At 70.5% G+C, this 14761-nt stretch carries 14 protein-coding genes; 5 read left to right on the forward strand and 9 right to left on the reverse strand.

Annotated elements, in window-relative coordinates:
• Positions 1-31: 31 nt before the first annotated feature.
• Entirely contained in the window at positions 32-1327 is a 1296-nt protein-coding gene (locus tag ACTMVF_RS35815) for a PucR family transcriptional regulator (RefSeq protein WP_441275232.1), read from the forward strand.
• A complete protein-coding gene (locus tag ACTMVF_RS35820) occupies positions 1324-1989 on the forward strand; it encodes a TetR/AcrR family transcriptional regulator (protein ID WP_441275233.1) in 666 nt (221 codons plus the stop codon). The genes ACTMVF_RS35815 and ACTMVF_RS35820 overlap by 4 nt, the downstream gene beginning before the upstream one ends.
• A gap of 108 nt (positions 1990-2097) precedes the next feature.
• Here the strand turns inward: ACTMVF_RS35820 and ACTMVF_RS35825 are convergent, their stop codons facing one another.
• From ACTMVF_RS35825 to ACTMVF_RS35860, 8 genes are all read right to left on the reverse strand, one after another.
• Positions 2098-3135: a phosphotransferase family protein gene (locus ACTMVF_RS35825; protein WP_441275234.1), complete on the reverse strand. Its 1038-nt coding sequence runs from the start codon at positions 3133-3135 to the stop codon at positions 2098-2100.
• Positions 3128-3910, reverse strand: a complete 783-nt coding sequence (locus tag ACTMVF_RS35830) for an SDR family oxidoreductase (protein ID WP_441275235.1) — start codon at positions 3908-3910, stop codon at positions 3128-3130. Before ACTMVF_RS35830 ends, ACTMVF_RS35825 begins: the two co-directional genes overlap by 8 nt.
• A gap of 1 nt (position 3911) precedes the next feature.
• On the reverse strand, positions 3912-5141 hold the full coding sequence (locus tag ACTMVF_RS35835; protein WP_441275236.1) for an acyl-CoA dehydrogenase family protein: 1230 nt from the start codon (positions 5139-5141) through the stop codon (positions 3912-3914).
• Positions 5142-5186: 45 nt separating this feature from the next.
• Positions 5187-6005, reverse strand: coding sequence for an SDR family oxidoreductase (locus tag ACTMVF_RS35840; protein WP_441275237.1), 819 nt, complete (start codon positions 6003-6005; stop codon positions 5187-5189).
• Between the two features lie 169 nt (positions 6006-6174).
• Positions 6175-6867, reverse strand: a complete 693-nt coding sequence (locus ACTMVF_RS35845) for a TetR/AcrR family transcriptional regulator (RefSeq protein WP_441275238.1) — start codon at positions 6865-6867, stop codon at positions 6175-6177.
• 98 nt (positions 6868-6965) lie between these two features.
• Complete coding sequence (locus ACTMVF_RS35850) at positions 6966-8492, reverse strand: AMP-binding protein (protein WP_441275239.1); 1527 nt, start codon at positions 8490-8492, stop codon at positions 6966-6968.
• Between the two features lie 179 nt (positions 8493-8671).
• Positions 8672-9304: an HAD family hydrolase gene (locus ACTMVF_RS35855; protein WP_441275240.1), complete on the reverse strand. Its 633-nt coding sequence runs from the start codon at positions 9302-9304 to the stop codon at positions 8672-8674.
• A complete protein-coding gene (locus ACTMVF_RS35860; RefSeq protein WP_441275241.1) occupies positions 9304-10503 on the reverse strand; it encodes an acetyl-CoA C-acyltransferase in 1200 nt (399 codons plus the stop codon). The genes ACTMVF_RS35855 and ACTMVF_RS35860 overlap by 1 nt, the downstream gene beginning before the upstream one ends.
• A 308-nt stretch (positions 10504-10811) precedes the next feature.
• Between ACTMVF_RS35860 and ACTMVF_RS35865 the strand changes: the two genes are divergently transcribed.
• From ACTMVF_RS35865 to ACTMVF_RS35875, 3 genes are all read left to right on the forward strand, one after another.
• A complete protein-coding gene (locus ACTMVF_RS35865) occupies positions 10812-11651 on the forward strand; it encodes an alpha/beta fold hydrolase (RefSeq protein WP_441275242.1) in 840 nt (279 codons plus the stop codon).
• A 46-nt stretch (positions 11652-11697) separates the two neighbouring features.
• Positions 11698-12519, forward strand: a complete 822-nt coding sequence (locus ACTMVF_RS35870) for an SCO6745 family protein (RefSeq protein WP_441275243.1) — start codon at positions 11698-11700, stop codon at positions 12517-12519.
• A 236-nt stretch (positions 12520-12755) separates the two neighbouring features.
• Positions 12756-13880 (forward strand): XdhC family protein, encoded by a 1125-nt coding sequence (locus tag ACTMVF_RS35875; protein WP_441275244.1) that lies wholly within the window; start codon positions 12756-12758, stop codon positions 13878-13880.
• A 360-nt stretch (positions 13881-14240) separates the two neighbouring features.
• Here the strand turns inward: ACTMVF_RS35875 and ACTMVF_RS35880 are convergent, their stop codons facing one another.
• Positions 14241-14741 (reverse strand): metallophosphoesterase family protein, encoded by a 501-nt coding sequence (locus ACTMVF_RS35880; protein WP_441275245.1) that lies wholly within the window; start codon positions 14739-14741, stop codon positions 14241-14243.
• Positions 14742-14761 lie beyond the last annotated feature (20 nt).

The raw sequence follows: 14761 nt of genomic DNA on the forward strand, positions 1-14761 counted from the left end.
GAGCACGATGTGCGCGGCGACGATCGGCGGCATGCCTCGTGGTCCCGCTCCGGGCACCCCCCGACTCTCCGAACCGCTCTGCCGGGAGCGGCGGCGGATCCTGCACGCCGTCCACGACCGGATCGAGGAGGTGGCGCAGACCGCCATCGGCGTGATGCGCGCGGAGATCCCGTCGTACGCGCTGCAGGACGAGCGGTTCTTCGACGACGTACGGGAGCAGGTGCTCGAGCACTACCGGATGCAGTTGGCGGCGCTGGCCGGCGACCGGGACATCGCCCCCGAGGACCTGGTGTTCAGCCGCTCGGCAGCCATGCGCCGGGCACGGGCGGGGTTCGCCCTGGAGGACTGGATCAGTGCCTTCCGGGTCGGCCGGCAGGTGCTGTGGGACGCGCTGCTGGACTGCGCGGGCACGTCCGCCGAGGCTCAACAGGCCGCGTTGTCCCTCGTCACCCCGCTGATGCGGTACGTCGACTACGCCAGCACCCACGCCGCACAGGCATACGTCGAGTACCAGCAGCACGTGGTGGCGGACGCGGACCGGGAGCGCCGGGATCTCCTGGACCAGCTGCTGGCCGGCGTGGCACCGACGCGGGGTCCGCTGTGCGCCGCCGCGCAGGCGTACGGCATCGGACCGCGCTCGCCGATGATGGCGGTCGTGGCGGTGTGCGTCGGCGACACGCGCACCGGTGACCTCACCTCGGCCGAGAACGGGTACGCCACCAGCGCGTCGATCAGCGTCGCCGGGCCCTGGGCCGGCCGAACCCTGGTCGTCGTGCGCCACGGCGAGGTGGTGGCCGTGCCGGTGGTCCGGGCCGGCATGAACGCGGAGGACATATGCGCCCACTTCGAGGCCGTGCAACGGCGGCTCGCCCGGGAGGGCACCATGCTCTCCATGGGCATCAGCACCGTCGCACAGGGCGCTTCGGAACTGCCGCGCGCCTACGCGGAGGCGCGGGCGGCCCTCGACCTGGTGCCGAGCGGGGGCGGGGTGGCGGCGCTGCCGCGGCTGTCTCCGTTCGACTACCTGGCGCTGCGCGCCGACGATCTCGCCCGTCAGCTGGTCGATCCCCGCGTGCGGGCGTTGCTGGAGGACGACCGCAGGCGCGGGGACACGCTGGCGGCCACCATACGGACCTTCGCGGAGGCGGACCTCAACCTGCGGCTGGCCGCCGAGCGGCTGCGGGTGCACCACAACACGGCGCACTACCGGTTGCGCCGGATCGAGGAACGCACCGGACGCAATCCGCGCCGGATCGCCGACCTCCTGGAACTGCTGGTCGCCCTCGCCATCCGCGACGGGGCCGGAGAAGGTGGGGATGATCAGTGAGCGGCACCATGGAGTCCGCCGGGACCGAGGCGGCACGTTCGCTGCCGGCGGAGCAGCAGAGCATGGGCTCCTCGGAGGGCCACGCCGGTCAGGACCGCTCGATCCGGCGTGCCCTGCTTCAGGCCGCGTTGGAGGTGTTCACCGAGCGCGGTTACACCGACGCCGGCCTCACCGAGATCGCGGCGCGTTCCGGCATCCCGGTGGGCAGCCTCTTCCAGCACTACGGCGGAAAGCGAGGACTTTACCTCGCCCTCTGGGAGGAGTTCCGCGAGGAGCAGGAGCGCCGGACCGCAGCCACGGTGAGCGCCGAGCGAAGCCGCGGGGTGGACGACCCGATCGCCCTCTTCGTGGCCGGAGCCAGGGCATACCTGGCGGGCGCCTGGGACAACCGGCGGCTCGGCAGACTCCTCGTGGAGGACGACGGCCCCGCGGGCTTCGACGCGCTGCGCCGCCAGTGGGACCGCGCGTGGGTACGGCGCAACGCCCGGCTCCTGGAGGTGGACGAGCGGCGGCGCGCCGGCCGGGTCCGGGTGAGCGTGCTGACCACCGTCATCGGCGGGGCGGCGCGCGAACTGGCCGACTGCGGGGAGGAGACGGAGGCCCAGGAGATCGTGGACGAGGTGTGCGGCATCCTGATCCATCTGTCGGCACCGCCCGGCTGAACCGCCCGGCGCATGGCTCGACGGGGCGCGTCACGAGGAGCGATCGGCCCGCGCCCGCCCTCACCGGACAGGCGTGGTGGCCATCCGAGCAGCGCCGCGGGCCCCACTTCAGATCCCGGCTTCCTCGGCGATTCGACATGCCTTGTCCACGAGCGCATCGATGCGTTCCACGGTGGGCGTGCCCGTCGCGCTCTTGTTCCTCGGTTCGTCGATCGCTCGCCTCATCACGCCCTCGCCGATCACGGCCACCTTCCACAGCCCGAGCACGTGCCAGAATTCCAGTGCCTCGGGATCCCGGCCCGTTGCGGCCAGGTACGCCTGAGCAAGCTCGGCACGGTCCGGGAAGCCTTCGAGGGCGGAGGCGGCGAAATCGCCCCCGGTCATCTCCTCTCCCGGTTCCGGCCAGTACGCCAGCAGGCTGCCCATGTCCGCCAGCGGATCACCCAGCGTCGACAGTTCCCAGTCGAGCACCCCGGTCACCTCCCCGCTGTCGTAGGAGGTGATGACGTTGCGCAGATGGAAGTCGCCATGTACGAGCGCCAGTTCGCGCTGCTCGGGGACGGCCGCGACCAGGCGCCTGGTGAGGTCCTCGAGGGCGGGCAGCTCGCGGGTCCTGGACTTGTCCCACTGGAGCGACCACCGCTTGAGCTGGCGTTGGGCATACGGCTTGTGGCCGGACGGACCGGTCAGCCCGGTCGCCTCGAGATCGACCGCGTGGATCTTCGCCAGCGTCCGCGGCAGCGACATCCCGATCGCCCGGCGACGCTCGGGCGTCAGCGACTGCGCGATCGGCATCGTGTCGACGACCTGGCCGTCCACGAACTCCATGAGCAGCAGCGGGACGTCGGTCACGGCAGGATCATCGGTCAGCCCGAGCACCCGCGGGGTCGGGACTGCGGTGCCCTCCAGCGCGGTCAGAATCCGCGCCTCGCGAGCCACGTCGTGCGCCGATGCCAGCAGGTGTCCCAGCGGTGGGCGCCGCAGCACCCACCTGCGGCCGTCCTGGTCCCGTGCCAGGTAGGTGAGATTCGACTGGCCGAGCCCGATCCGGTCGAAGGTCAACGGGCCGGCGAAGTCGACGCCGAGGGTGTCGAACCAGCGGTTCACCGCCCCGGCGTCGATGCCGACGATGTCCGCGCTAGACACCGACGCCCGCTCCCTGCCTGAACGGGAGCGCGTCACCGAGTAGTTGCCCGCCGTCGATCACCATCGTCTCACCCGTGATCCAACTCGCGGCGTCCGAGACGAGGAAGGCGACCGCCGAGGCGATGTCGGCCGGCTCCCCTATGCGCCCGAGCGCCGTCGAGGCCGCCACGGTCTGCTCGTGTTCCTTCCACAGGGCCTCGGCCAGCTTGGTGCGCACCACACCCGGTGCCACCGCGTTGACGCGAACCTTCGGCGAGAGTTCCAGGGCCAGTTGCTTCGTGAGATGGATCAGTGCGGCCTTCGAGGCGTTGTACAACCCGATGTTCGCCTCGAACGCCATGCCGCCGACCGACGCGGTGTTGACGACCGCGCCGCCGTGCTCGCCCATCCAGCGCCGCGTGGCCAGGGAGGTCCACAGGACGGGAGCCCACAGGTTCACGTCGAAGGTCTTGGCGAACCGAGCGTGGTCCTGGTCGATGACGCGCCCGAACGCCGGGTTGGTCCCCGCGTTGTTGACGAGGATGTCGAGGCTTCCGAAACGCTCCAGCGTCAGATCCACACAACGCCCGGCCGCCTCTTCGTCGGCCGCGTGCGCACCGACGCCCACCGCCGTGCCCCCGACCTGGGCCGCGGCGGCGGCCGCCGCCTCCTGGGAGCGGGAGGTGAGGACGACGTTTGCGCCGGCGGCGGCGATGGCCTGGGCGATCGCCAGTCCGATACCGCGTGAGGCGCCGGTGACGACGGCGGTGCGACCGGTGAGATCGAGTCCTGCCATCTCAGCTCACCGCCGTCGTCGCCGCGTCGCGGTACTGCCGCAGTTCCTGCTTGGCGATGGCCCGCTTGTGGACCTCGTCGGGACCGTCCGCCAGCCGCAACGTCCGCAGATGCGCGTACATCATCGCCAAGGGGAAGTCGTCGGTCACTCCCGCTCCCCCGTGCACCTGGATCGCGCGGTCGATGATCCTCAACGCGATGTCGGGGGCGGCCACCTTGATGGCCGCGATCTCGGTGCGCGCTTCCTTGTTCCCGACCGTGTCCATCAGGTACGCGGCCTTGAGCGTGAGCAGGCGGATCATCTCGATGTCGATCCGCGCTTCCGCGATCCAGTCCTGGATGTTGGACCGTTCGGCGACCGGACTGCCGAAGGTCACCCGTGACTGTGCGCGTCGGCACATCAGCTCCAGTGCCCGCTCGGCCGCGCCGATGGCCCGCATGCAGTGGTGGATACGGCCGGGACCGAGCCGGGCCTGGCTGATCGCGAAGCCTTCGCCCTCGCCCTTGAGTATGTCCTTGGCCGGCACCCGTACATCGGTGAAGTCGATTTCGGCGTGCCCCTCCCGGTCCTGGTAGCCGAAGACCGGCAGGTTGCGCATCACCGTGACCCCGGGGGCGTCGATCGGGACGACCATCATCGACTGCTGCCGGTGCGGCGCGGCGGTGGGGTCCGTCTTCCCCATGACGATGAGCACCTTGCAGTTGCGGTGCAGGGCGTTGGACGCGAACCACTTGCGGCCGTTGAGCACGTACTCGTCGCCGTCGCGCTCCATGCGCAACTCGATGTTGGTGGCGTCGGAACTGGCGACGCGCGGCTCGGTCATCGCGAACGCCGAGGCCATCGTCCCTTCGAGCAGCGGCTTGAGGTACTTCTCCTTGTGCTCGTCGCTGCCGAAGAGGGTGAGTACCTCCATGTTGCCGGTGTCGGGAGCGTTGCAGTTGCACGCTTCGGAGGCGATGTGGCTGCGCCCCATGATCTCCGCCAGCGGCGCGTACTCCAGGTTCGCCAGCCCCGGGCCCCACTCCGGGTGCGGGTGGAAGAGGTTCCACAGTCCGCGCCGGCGCGCCTGCGCCTTGAGTTCCTCGATGATCGGCGGGTGGAAGTGCGGGTTGCCCGACGCGCGCATCTGCTCGTGGTACACCGCCTCGGCGGGGTAGACGTGCTCATCCATGAACTCAAGCAGATCCGCCTGGTACTTCTTGGCGCGGTCCGACATCTCAAACAGGGACATCCGAACTCCTTAGGGGTAGAGGGAAGGGCACGCCCGGCGTACTCGTCAGGGCTGCGCCAGCAGTGAGCTCTGGTAACGGCGCATCCCGCGCAGCCACCGGTCGTAGTCCGAGCCCTTCTGCCGGTACATCTCGAGAACGTCCGCGTGCGGCAGGATCAGGAAGCGCTCGTCCTCCATCGCGGCCAGGACGGCGTCGGCGACTTCGGTCGGCTCCAGGACGTCACCCGCGGAGGTGACTGCCCGCGTCGCCGCTCTTCCCAGCGCGTCCCCGGAGTCCTGCCCGGAGAACAGCAGCCTGGTGTTCACGCCCATCGGGCACAGGCAGCTGACCCGGACGCCGCGATCGCCGTAGGTGACACTCAGCCATTCGGCGAAGGCGACGGCCGCGTGCTTGGTGACGGCGTACGTGGCGGAGCCGATCTGGGTGAGCAGCCCCGCCGCCGAGGCGGTGCTGACGAAGTAGCCCTCACCGCGCTCGAGCCACCGTGGTACCAGCAGCCTTGCCGCACGGATGTGGGCTCGCAGGTTCACGTCGATCGAGAGGTCCCAGTCCGGCTCGCTCGCGTCGAGGCCGGGGGCCCCGGCGATGCCCGCGTTCGCGAAGTAGAGGTCGACCGGGCCGAACGTGCGCTCCGCCCGGGCGATCAGCTCCTGGATCCCGGCGGTGTCCGACGCGTCCGCGCCGACACTGACGGTGCTTCCCGGGTGGTCGGCGTTGACTCTCTCCGACACCGCCCGCGCGGTCTCCGCGTCGAGGTCCCCGACGACGACCTGGGCACCTTCGCGAGCGAGCCGCGCGACCAGCGCGCTGCCGATGCCGCCGCCTCCACCGGTGACGATGGCGACCCTTTGTGCAACGTTCACAGTGGACCCTCTCCTTGCCGGAGCACTTTTCTCTCACCCTGTATATTTGAATCTGGCGTCAAGTTCAATGGCTGGGCGTACGGCTGCCGCGGTCGTCACATCCGTGGGGCGGTCGAGAGAAAAGAAAGACACCCGGCGGTCGGCACCGGGTGTCATGGGGGCAGGCGGATCAGCTGGGGTCGGGGAACCGCAGGGCGTTCGCCCAGAGCCGGGTGACCGTGGACACGAGCTCCTCGAAGTCCACCGGCGTACTTTCCTCTTGCCCTTCGCTGAGCACGAAGGCGTTGTAGGCCATGACGCTGACCATGCCCGACAGCGCACGGGACGCCATCATCGGATCGACCTCACGATCCGCGACACCCCGCGCCTGCAGATCGGCGATGCCGCGGGCATTGCGGCGGATGAACGCGTCCCCGCGCCGCCTTCGGAACTCACGGAACTCCGGCTCCACTTGTGCGACCTGCTCAAGCAGGGCCATCAGCTTCGCGTTCCGTTTGTACGCCGCGAGATACGCGCGATTGCTCGCCTCCAGCACCGCGTAGGGATCGTCGGTGCCCTGCACCCGGCCCATGCCGGGGTGCATCATGTCCTCCTGCGCCTCCAGGAGTACGGCGGCAAGCACCTCTTCCTTGTTGGCGAAGTAGGTGTAGAAGGACCCCGCCGCGCATCGAGCCTCCTTGGTGATGTCGGTCAGGCGGGTGTCGAGGTATCCGTCCCGTTCGAACACCTTCCGCGCGGCCTTCACCAAAGCGGCCCGTGTCCGCGCCCCGCGCTGCGTCGTGGGCGGCTCGCGAAGTTGCGAGAAGGGCGCCACAGGCGGTGCGTTCTCGCTGTCGATCTCCTCGGGCGCAGTGGTGTCCATCCCCGGAACTTTACTTGAATCCGACGCCATAGTCATAAACCCGAAAAAGAGCGTGGGGCTCTGCGGGACGCGACCATCGACGTCCTGGTGCCCATGGTTCAGTGGGGGCGTACGGCAACGTCGCCGCGCGTGGTGTCGCCGGTCAGCGCGGCACGGTCGATGGACCGCTTGAGGATCTTCCCCGTCGGCCCCTTGGGCAGCGCGTCGACGAACCGGACGATGCGCGGGATCTTGTAGGCGGACAGCCGCTCGCGCGCCCAGCCGGACACCTCGGCGGCACCGAGTTCCGAACCGGGCCGGGCCGCGATGAGCGCGGCGACCTCCTCGCCGTAGTGGTCGTCGGGAACGCCGATGACGGCCGCTTCGACGATGTCCGGGTGTTCGTAGAGGACTTCCTCGACCTCACCGGGATAGACGTTGTAGCCGCCGCGGATGATCAGGTCCTTGATGCGGTCGACGATGCGCAGGTCGCCGTCCGTGTCGGTTTCGCCGAGGTCGCCGGTCCGGAACCAGCCGTCGGGCGAGATCGCCGCGGCGGTGTCCGCGGGGCGGTTCCAGTAGCCGCGCATCACCGTCGGCCCCTTGATGTGGACCTCGCCGACGGTTCCCGCAGGGCACTCGTTGCCGTCGTTGTCCCGCACCTGCACCTGCAGCCCCGGGACCGCCCGGCCGGTGTACCCGGTCTTGCCGCCGCGGTCGATGTCGTTGAACGTGCCGAACGCGGTGGTCTCGGTGAGCCCGTACCCCTCGAGGATGGTGCAGCCGAAGCGGGCCTCGAAGACCCGGGCGATCTCGCCGGGCAGCGAAGCGCCGCCGGAGACGGCGACGCGGAGCTGGGCGAAGTCCGCCGGGCTCGCGTCGCCCGCCGCGTGCAGCATCGCGTTCCACATGGTCGGCACGCCGGCCATGATGGTGAGCCGGTCGCGGCGCAGCATCTCCAGCATCGACGCCGGGTCGAATCGGGCCAGCAGCGACATCGAGCCGCCCACGGTCAGGGTCGCCATCAGGACCGATGCCTGGCCGAAGACGTGGAACAGCGGAAGTCCGGTGCCGATACGGTCGGTGCTCATGGCGCGGCTGCACTCGGCGCCGATCTCCCCGGCGGCCAGGAGGTTGCCGACCGTGAGTTGAGCCCCCTTCGGCCGCCCCGTGGTGCCCGAGGTGTACAGGATGGCCGCGGTCTCGTCACGGTCCCGGTCGACGACGTCGGCAGGGGTCGCGCCGGTGACCGCCGCGCCCGGGGACAGCGTCCAGGAGGGCACGTCGAGCGCCGCGGCCGCTTCGGTGACGGCCGGGCCGAGGGTGTGCCATGCGATCGCCGATGAGCACCCGGCGTCGCCGAGGACGTACTCGACCTCGGCCCGGGTGGACATCGTGTTGACCGGCACCACGACGCAGCCCGCGGCCTGAATCCCGAGGTAGGCCACCACGAACTCGGGCACCGACGGCGCCGCGAGCAGCACCCGGTCCCCCGGGGACAGGCCCGCGGCGGTCAAGGCGCCCGCGTACCGTACGCTCGCGTCGCGCAGCTGACGGTAGGTCCACTGATCCGTGGCGCCGCGCAGGGCGATGCTGTCGGGAGTGGCGGCCGCGTGGCGGCACACCGGATCGAAGACGCTGGTCATGAGTGGCGCCTTCCGGGGTGTGAACACGTGTCGGTGTCGGTCTCGCCCTCGCCGATCAGTCGAGCGGGTCCGGCCTACCGGCGAGTCCTCGGCCGGGGTGGCCGGATGACGCACCTCACCGCCCGATCCATCGGTCTGTCCATCTGTCGATCTGTCGATCTGTCAGGCGGTGATATCGGTCAGGTGGTGATGCGGAAGCGCTCGGCGAGTTGGCGGCGGGTGTCGGCGGCACTGGTGTGCAGCACTCCCCCGATACCGATCCGCGCCGCCCCGTCGAGGTTCTGCTGCAGATCGTCGATCATGACTGCCTCCTCGGGGGCGATACCGAGGCGTTCACATGCGATCGCGTAGATCCGCCGGGAGGGCTTGCGGATCCCGACCTCGGAGGAGATGACGACCACATCGGCGACAGCGGCCAGGTCGACGCCGTCGTACGTTCCGGTGCCGAACGAATTGGACACCAGCGCCACGGGACAACCGGCGGCTCGCAGCTCACCGAGCAGCACGAGCATGTCCTGGTCGATCGACATTCCCGCTTGCATCCGGGCCGTGAGCCCCTCGGCCGGTACGTCGGCGCCGTGGGCGCGCAGACGCTCGGCGAACCCTCGCTCGAAGGTTTCCGCGTCGATGCGGCCGCACTCGTGGTCGGCCAGGAGGGCACGTGAGGGCTGGTCCCGGGCGAGGAGGTCCAGCGGCAGGCGCGGGTCGCCACCGAGTGAGGCGCCGAAGTCGGTGAAGGCCCGCAGCACACTGGAGGTGATGACCCCGCCGAAGTCCACCAGGACCGCGGTTCGGCCCTTCTCCGTCTCCATCAGAGGACCTCGAACAGCCCGGCCGCACCCATTCCGCCGCCGACGCACATCGAGATCACCACGTACCGGACACCTCGGCGCTTGCCCTCGATGAGGGCGTGCCCCACCAGGCGGGCACCGGTCATTCCGTACGGATGGCCGACCGAGATCGCGCCGCCGTTGACGTTGAACCGTTCCGGGTCGATGTGCAGTTCATCGCGGCAGTACAGCGCCTGGGAGGCGAACGCCTCGTTGAGTTCCCACAGGCCGATGTCGTCGATGGTGAGGTTGTGCTGCTTCAGCAGCTTCGGAATGGCGAACACCGGGCCGATGCCCATCTCGTCCGGCGCGCAACCGGCGACGGTCATCCCCCGGTAGACGCCCAGCGGTTCCAGTCCACGACGCGCGGCCTCCTTCGCCTCCATCAGCACCGAGGCCGAAGCACCGTCCGACAGCTGCGAGGAGTTGCCCGCCGTCACGCTGGAACGGGTGGTCACCTGACCGTCGGGCAGCACAGGCGCCAGCCCGGCCAGACCTTCGCGCGTGGTCGACGCCCGGTTGCCCTCGTCCCGGGTCAGGGTGACCTCCTCGTCGCGCACCTCCCCGGACTGCTTGTCGAGGACCTTCTTGACGCCGGCGAGCGGGACGATCTCCCGGTCGAACCGGCCGGCCTCCTGGGCCGCCGCGGTGCGCTGCTGCGACGCCAACGCGAACTCGTCCTGGCGTTCCCGGCTCACGCCGTAGCGTTCGGCGACGATCTCCGCCGTCTGCAGCATCGGCATGTAGATGCTCGGCTTGTGCTCGACCAGCCAGGGATCCGCCGCTCGATGGGTGTTCATGTGGTCGTTCTGCACCAGGGAGATCGACTCGACACCGCCGCCGACAGCGACCTGCATGCCGTCCGTGACGATCTGCTTGGCGGCCGTCGCGATGGCCATGAGGCCCGACGAGCACTGCCGGTCGATCGTCATTCCGGACACGGTGTCCGGAAGGCCGGCACGGAGAGCGGCTTGGCGCGCGACGTTGAGACCGGAGGACCCCTGCTGCACGGCGCAGCCGAAGATGACGTCCTCGACCTCGCCGCCCTCGAGCCCGGCGCGCCGCACGGCGTGCGCCAGGGCATGAGCGGCGAGTTCCTGTGCCTGAGTGTCGTTGAACGCGCCGCGGTAGGCCTTTCCGATCGGCGTCCGTGCCGTCGAAACGATGACTGCTTCCCTCATGTCGCCTCACTGCTTTCTGTGGGTCCGATTCGTCCCGGAGCATCGGGGCCGGAATTCCGAGCCCAGGGAGACGGGCTCGCTGCCGCTAGGTGGTGCCGAACGCCAACTGAGGCGCTGTGACTGCTCATTGACCGCTTGCTCCGCTGACCTATGACAGGAGCCATGGCCGCAGGACGGGAGCCGGCCTCCGGGCCGTTATAGTTGAATTCGGCGTCATGTTCAACCACGGATCCGGACGCTCGCAGTCTTGACAGCCCGCCCCCCTGCCTGGAGGCTACCGACCAGTCGGTATGAAGGGTGGGGTGACCGTGGCCGAGCTGAGCGTCTCCACTGGTGCGGGTGTGTTCGACGCGACCGTCGCGGGCCCGCCCGGGGGCCGCCCGATCCTGCTGCTGCACGGATTCCCGCAGACGGGGCTGGTGTGGCAACGGCAGATCGCGACGCTGGCCGCGCACGGCTACCGAGTGGTGGCACCCGACCAGCGTGGGTACTCGCCCGGCGCCCGCCCCCGACGGCCCGAGGACTATCGCATCGGCCTTCTCGTCGACGACGTGGTCGCGATCACCGAGGAACTGGGCTGGGCGGCGTTCGACCTGGTCGGCCATGACTGGGGAGGCGCGGTGGCCTGGTGGACCGCGCACGGCCACCCCGGCCGCGTGCGCACCCTGACGGTTGTCTCGACCCCGCACCCCGGTGCTCTGGCCACCACCCTGCGCACCGACCAGGACCAGCGCGCACGCTCGCGCTACATGATCGACTGGCGCGAGACACCCGCGACCGAAGAGCGCATGCTCGCCCACGACGCCCGCGAGCTACGCGCCTTCTACGCCGGGAAGGTCCCGCAGGACAGTGCCGAGGCCTATGTGCGGCACCTGTCCCGGCCGGGCGCTCTCACCGCGGCGCTGAACTGGTACCGGGCCGGCCGCCCCGACGGCGCGATCGGCGTCATCGACGTGCCGACGCTGTACGTCTGGAGCACGCAGGACAGCGCGTTCGGTCCGGCGGCGGCGAAGGAGACCGGACGGTGGGTCAGCGGGCCGTACCGGTTCGAGACCCTCCAGGGCGTCAGCCACTGGGTCCCCGAGGAGGCGCCCGAAACGTTGAACCGCCTGCTGCTCGACCATCTGCGAGCGCACGGCGAGCACTGAACCGCAGCGAATACCGCCGTTCATCGACTCACCGGAGAGGTGACCCGTGCAGACAGCACGCGCGGCCTGGCGCCGCCTCGAGCCAGTACACGCCATGATCTACTTCGCCCCCGAGGGAAGGCGACGGTACGCGGACCTCGGACTGAGCGGACGTGCCGGGTACTTCACCTCCCGGAGCGCCGCGTTCGGCCGGGCATCCGCCGAGCTGGTCATCTCGACCTTCTACAACTTCAACCCCGAGGTCGTACGGCAGGCGCTCGACGGGGCCTGGGACGCGACGACGCCGCAGCAGGTGCTGGACGCACGGTACGCCGCCGCGGGCGAGGCCCTGCGGCGGGCGGGAATCCACGAGCTGCCCGCTCTGGACGAGGTCCTGGCGCTGACCCGCGGGGCCGCCGAGGCGGCCTGCGAACACACGCAGGGCCGCCCGCTGTTCGCCGCGCACGCCGCCCTGCCCTGGCCGGAGGAACCGGTACTGCAGCTGTGGCACGCCCAGACGCTGCTCCGGGAGTTCCGCGGAGACGGCCACGTCGCGTGCTTGCTGAGCGAGGGCGTCACAGGCCTGGACTCGCTGATTCTGCACGCTGCCACCGGTGAGGTTCCCGTCGACTTCCTCAAGGCGAGCCGCGCATGGCCCAAGGAAGAGTGGGCCGGCACCGAGGAGCGCCTGCGCGAGCGGGGTCTCCTCGACGGCGACTCCCTCAGCACGGAAGGCGTACGCCTGCGCCGGCACATCGAGGACCGCACCGACCGACTGGCCCTTCCCGCCTACGCCTCCCTGGGGGACAGCGGCTGCGAACGGCTCGCCGAACTCGCCGGCTCCTTCGGCCGCGCCGTCGTCGAAGCCGGCCTCCTCAAGCTCGGCTGAGCGGGCACGGGCAAGGCCTGTCCCGCCGGTGATCTCTGTCGCGACGTGACCTTCGCTTCTGTCGCGGCGTGACCTTCGCTGCCGCAAGGTCGATACTGCTGGAAGCAGTACTGCGACCGCCTGTGTCCGACCAGCACAGCGAACCTGACGACCCGTCACCGAAGGCAGCACGTCCTGACCAGCTGAAACGCCGGCCGGGGGCCTGGCTGTCAAGATCGCGGGAGGTACCCCCGGCCATGCGTGACATCCTCCCGGTGATTGCCCCCTGGTACACGGCCGGGGTGCCGTTCGGACTCGCCACGGTGGTCGCCACCAGCCGCAGCGCCCCGCGCGAACCAGGGGCCGCGATGGCGGTCGGCCCGGACGACGAGGTCGTGGGCAGTGTGTCGGGTGGCTGTGTCGAGGGGGCCGTGTTCGAACTCGCGCAGGAGGTCGTGGCGAGCGGCGAGGCGCGGCTGGAGACCTTCGGGTACAGCGACGAGGACGCGTTCGCGGTGGGGCTCACCTGTGGCGGCGAGATCACCTTGCTGGTACGTGCCGTGACGGCCGGGTCGGATCCGTCCTTCGGTGCGGTCGTGGAGTCGGTCGCGGCGGGCCGGCCGGTGACCGTGGCGACGGTGACCGATGGACCGGCGCCGCGCGGAGCGACGCTCGCGGTGTGGCCGGACCGGGTCGCCGGGACGCTCGGCACGTCCGGCCTGGACTTGGCGGTCACCGCCGACGCGCGGGGCGAGCTCGCTCTCGGCGCCACGGGCCTCAGGCACTACGGCCCGCACGGCGAGCGCCGCGAGGACGCGGTCACCGTCTTCCTGCACTCCTTCGCGCCGCCGCCCCGCATGCTGGTCTTCGGCGCGATCGACTACGCGGCCGCGGTCGCCCGCATCGGCGACTTCCTCGGCTACCGGGTCACGGTGTGCGACGCCCGCCCGGTCTTCGCCACGCCGAAACGCTTCCCGGAGGGCGTCGAGGTGATCGCGGACTGGCCGCACCGCTACCTCGGCGGCACCGACACCGACGAGCGCACCGTGATCTGCGTGCTCACCCACGACCCGAAGTTCGACGTACCGCTGCTGGAGGAGGCGCTGCGCCGCCCGGCCGCGTACATCGGGGCGATGGGCAGCCGCCGCACGCACGAGGACCGGATGCGGCGGCTGGCCGAAGCCGGCCTCGGCGAGGGCGAGTTGGCCCGGCTGCGCTCTCCGGTCGGGCTCGACCTCGGGGCCCGTACGCCCGAGGAGGTCGCCGTGTCCGTCGCCGCCGAGATCGTCGCGCTGCGCTGGGGCGGCAGCGGCGCCCCGCTGACGGCGACCGCCGGCGCCATCCATCCGCACGGGGCGCGAGCCCGTCCGCGGGGAGCATGAGGGATGGGGGCATGCACCGCATGGTGCTGGTCGCGCGTGCCGGGAGACGCGGGAGCAGGGCACCGCACGGGCCACGCTCGCCGGGCGTGATCGTGGCGCTGATGGGCCCGCCAGCGGCTCGAATCGGCGCCGGTGACTCGGCACCATCAGATGGCTTGAAGATAGTAGGTGTAAAACGGGCACGAAGGGGTAGTCACCGCACATCGGAGGCATACATTGCCCCCGGAACAACGCCTCTGAGCGGGAAGGAGGTCCATGACAGCGCATAGCAGTCACCGGGCCGCTCCCCGAAGCAGGAGCGGCCCGGTTCTCTTTCAGGCGCAGCTCCTTTTGAGGCGCAGCTCCTGTTGACGTCGGCCGTCAGCGCGGTGGCAGCCGGTGCAGTGCCACGTCCGTGAGGCGGCCCTCGGCCACGGTGGCGGTCATGTAGGTGCAGTGGGGCTGGCGGCGGCGGTCGGTCGGCGAGCCGGGGTTGAGCAGCCGCAGGCCGGTCGGGGCGGTGGTGTCCCAGGGGATGTGGCTGTGCCCGAAGACCAGGACGTCGAGGTCGGGAAAGCGGGCGGCGCAGCGCGCCTCACGGCCCTTCGCGGGGCCGGTCTCGTGAACCACGCCGAAGCGCAGGCCACCGAGCTCGACGTACGCCACCTCGGGCAGCCGGGCCCGCAGGTCCGGTCCGTCGTTGTTGCCGTGGACACCGACGAGCCGGGCGCAGCGGCTCTCCAGCAGGTCGAGCGTGGCCACGTCCACCCAGTCCCCGGCGTGGAACACGACGTCGGCGCGCGGGAGTTCGGCGAGCAGCGGATCAGGCAGCGCCTTGGCGCGCTTGGGCAGGTGGGTGTCGGACATCAGCAACAGGCGCACACCGTCAGGCTACCGGCGTA

This window comes from Streptomyces sp. SD31, from assembly GCF_052068475.1.
Classification (GTDB): domain Bacteria; phylum Actinomycetota; class Actinomycetes; order Streptomycetales; family Streptomycetaceae; genus Streptomyces.

Coding starts and splice junctions, on each gene's coding strand:
- ACTMVF_RS35815 (WP_441275232.1), top strand. CDS start 32: ATGCCTCGTGGTCCCGCTCCGGGCACCCCCCGACTCTCCGAACCGCTC.
- ACTMVF_RS35830 (WP_441275235.1), bottom strand. CDS start 3,910: ATGGCAGGACTCGATCTCACCGGTCGCACCGCCGTCGTCACCGGCGCC.
- ACTMVF_RS35835 (WP_441275236.1), bottom strand. CDS start 5,141: ATGTCCCTGTTTGAGATGTCGGACCGCGCCAAGAAGTACCAGGCGGAT.
- ACTMVF_RS35845 (WP_441275238.1), bottom strand. CDS start 6,867: ATGGACACCACTGCGCCCGAGGAGATCGACAGCGAGAACGCACCGCCT.
- ACTMVF_RS35850 (WP_441275239.1), bottom strand. CDS start 8,492: ATGACCAGCGTCTTCGATCCGGTGTGCCGCCACGCGGCCGCCACTCCC.
- ACTMVF_RS35855 (WP_441275240.1), bottom strand. CDS start 9,304: ATGGAGACGGAGAAGGGCCGAACCGCGGTCCTGGTGGACTTCGGCGGG.
- ACTMVF_RS35860 (WP_441275241.1), bottom strand. CDS start 10,503: ATGAGGGAAGCAGTCATCGTTTCGACGGCACGGACGCCGATCGGAAAG.
- ACTMVF_RS35875 (WP_441275244.1), top strand. CDS start 12,756: ATGCGTGACATCCTCCCGGTGATTGCCCCCTGGTACACGGCCGGGGTG.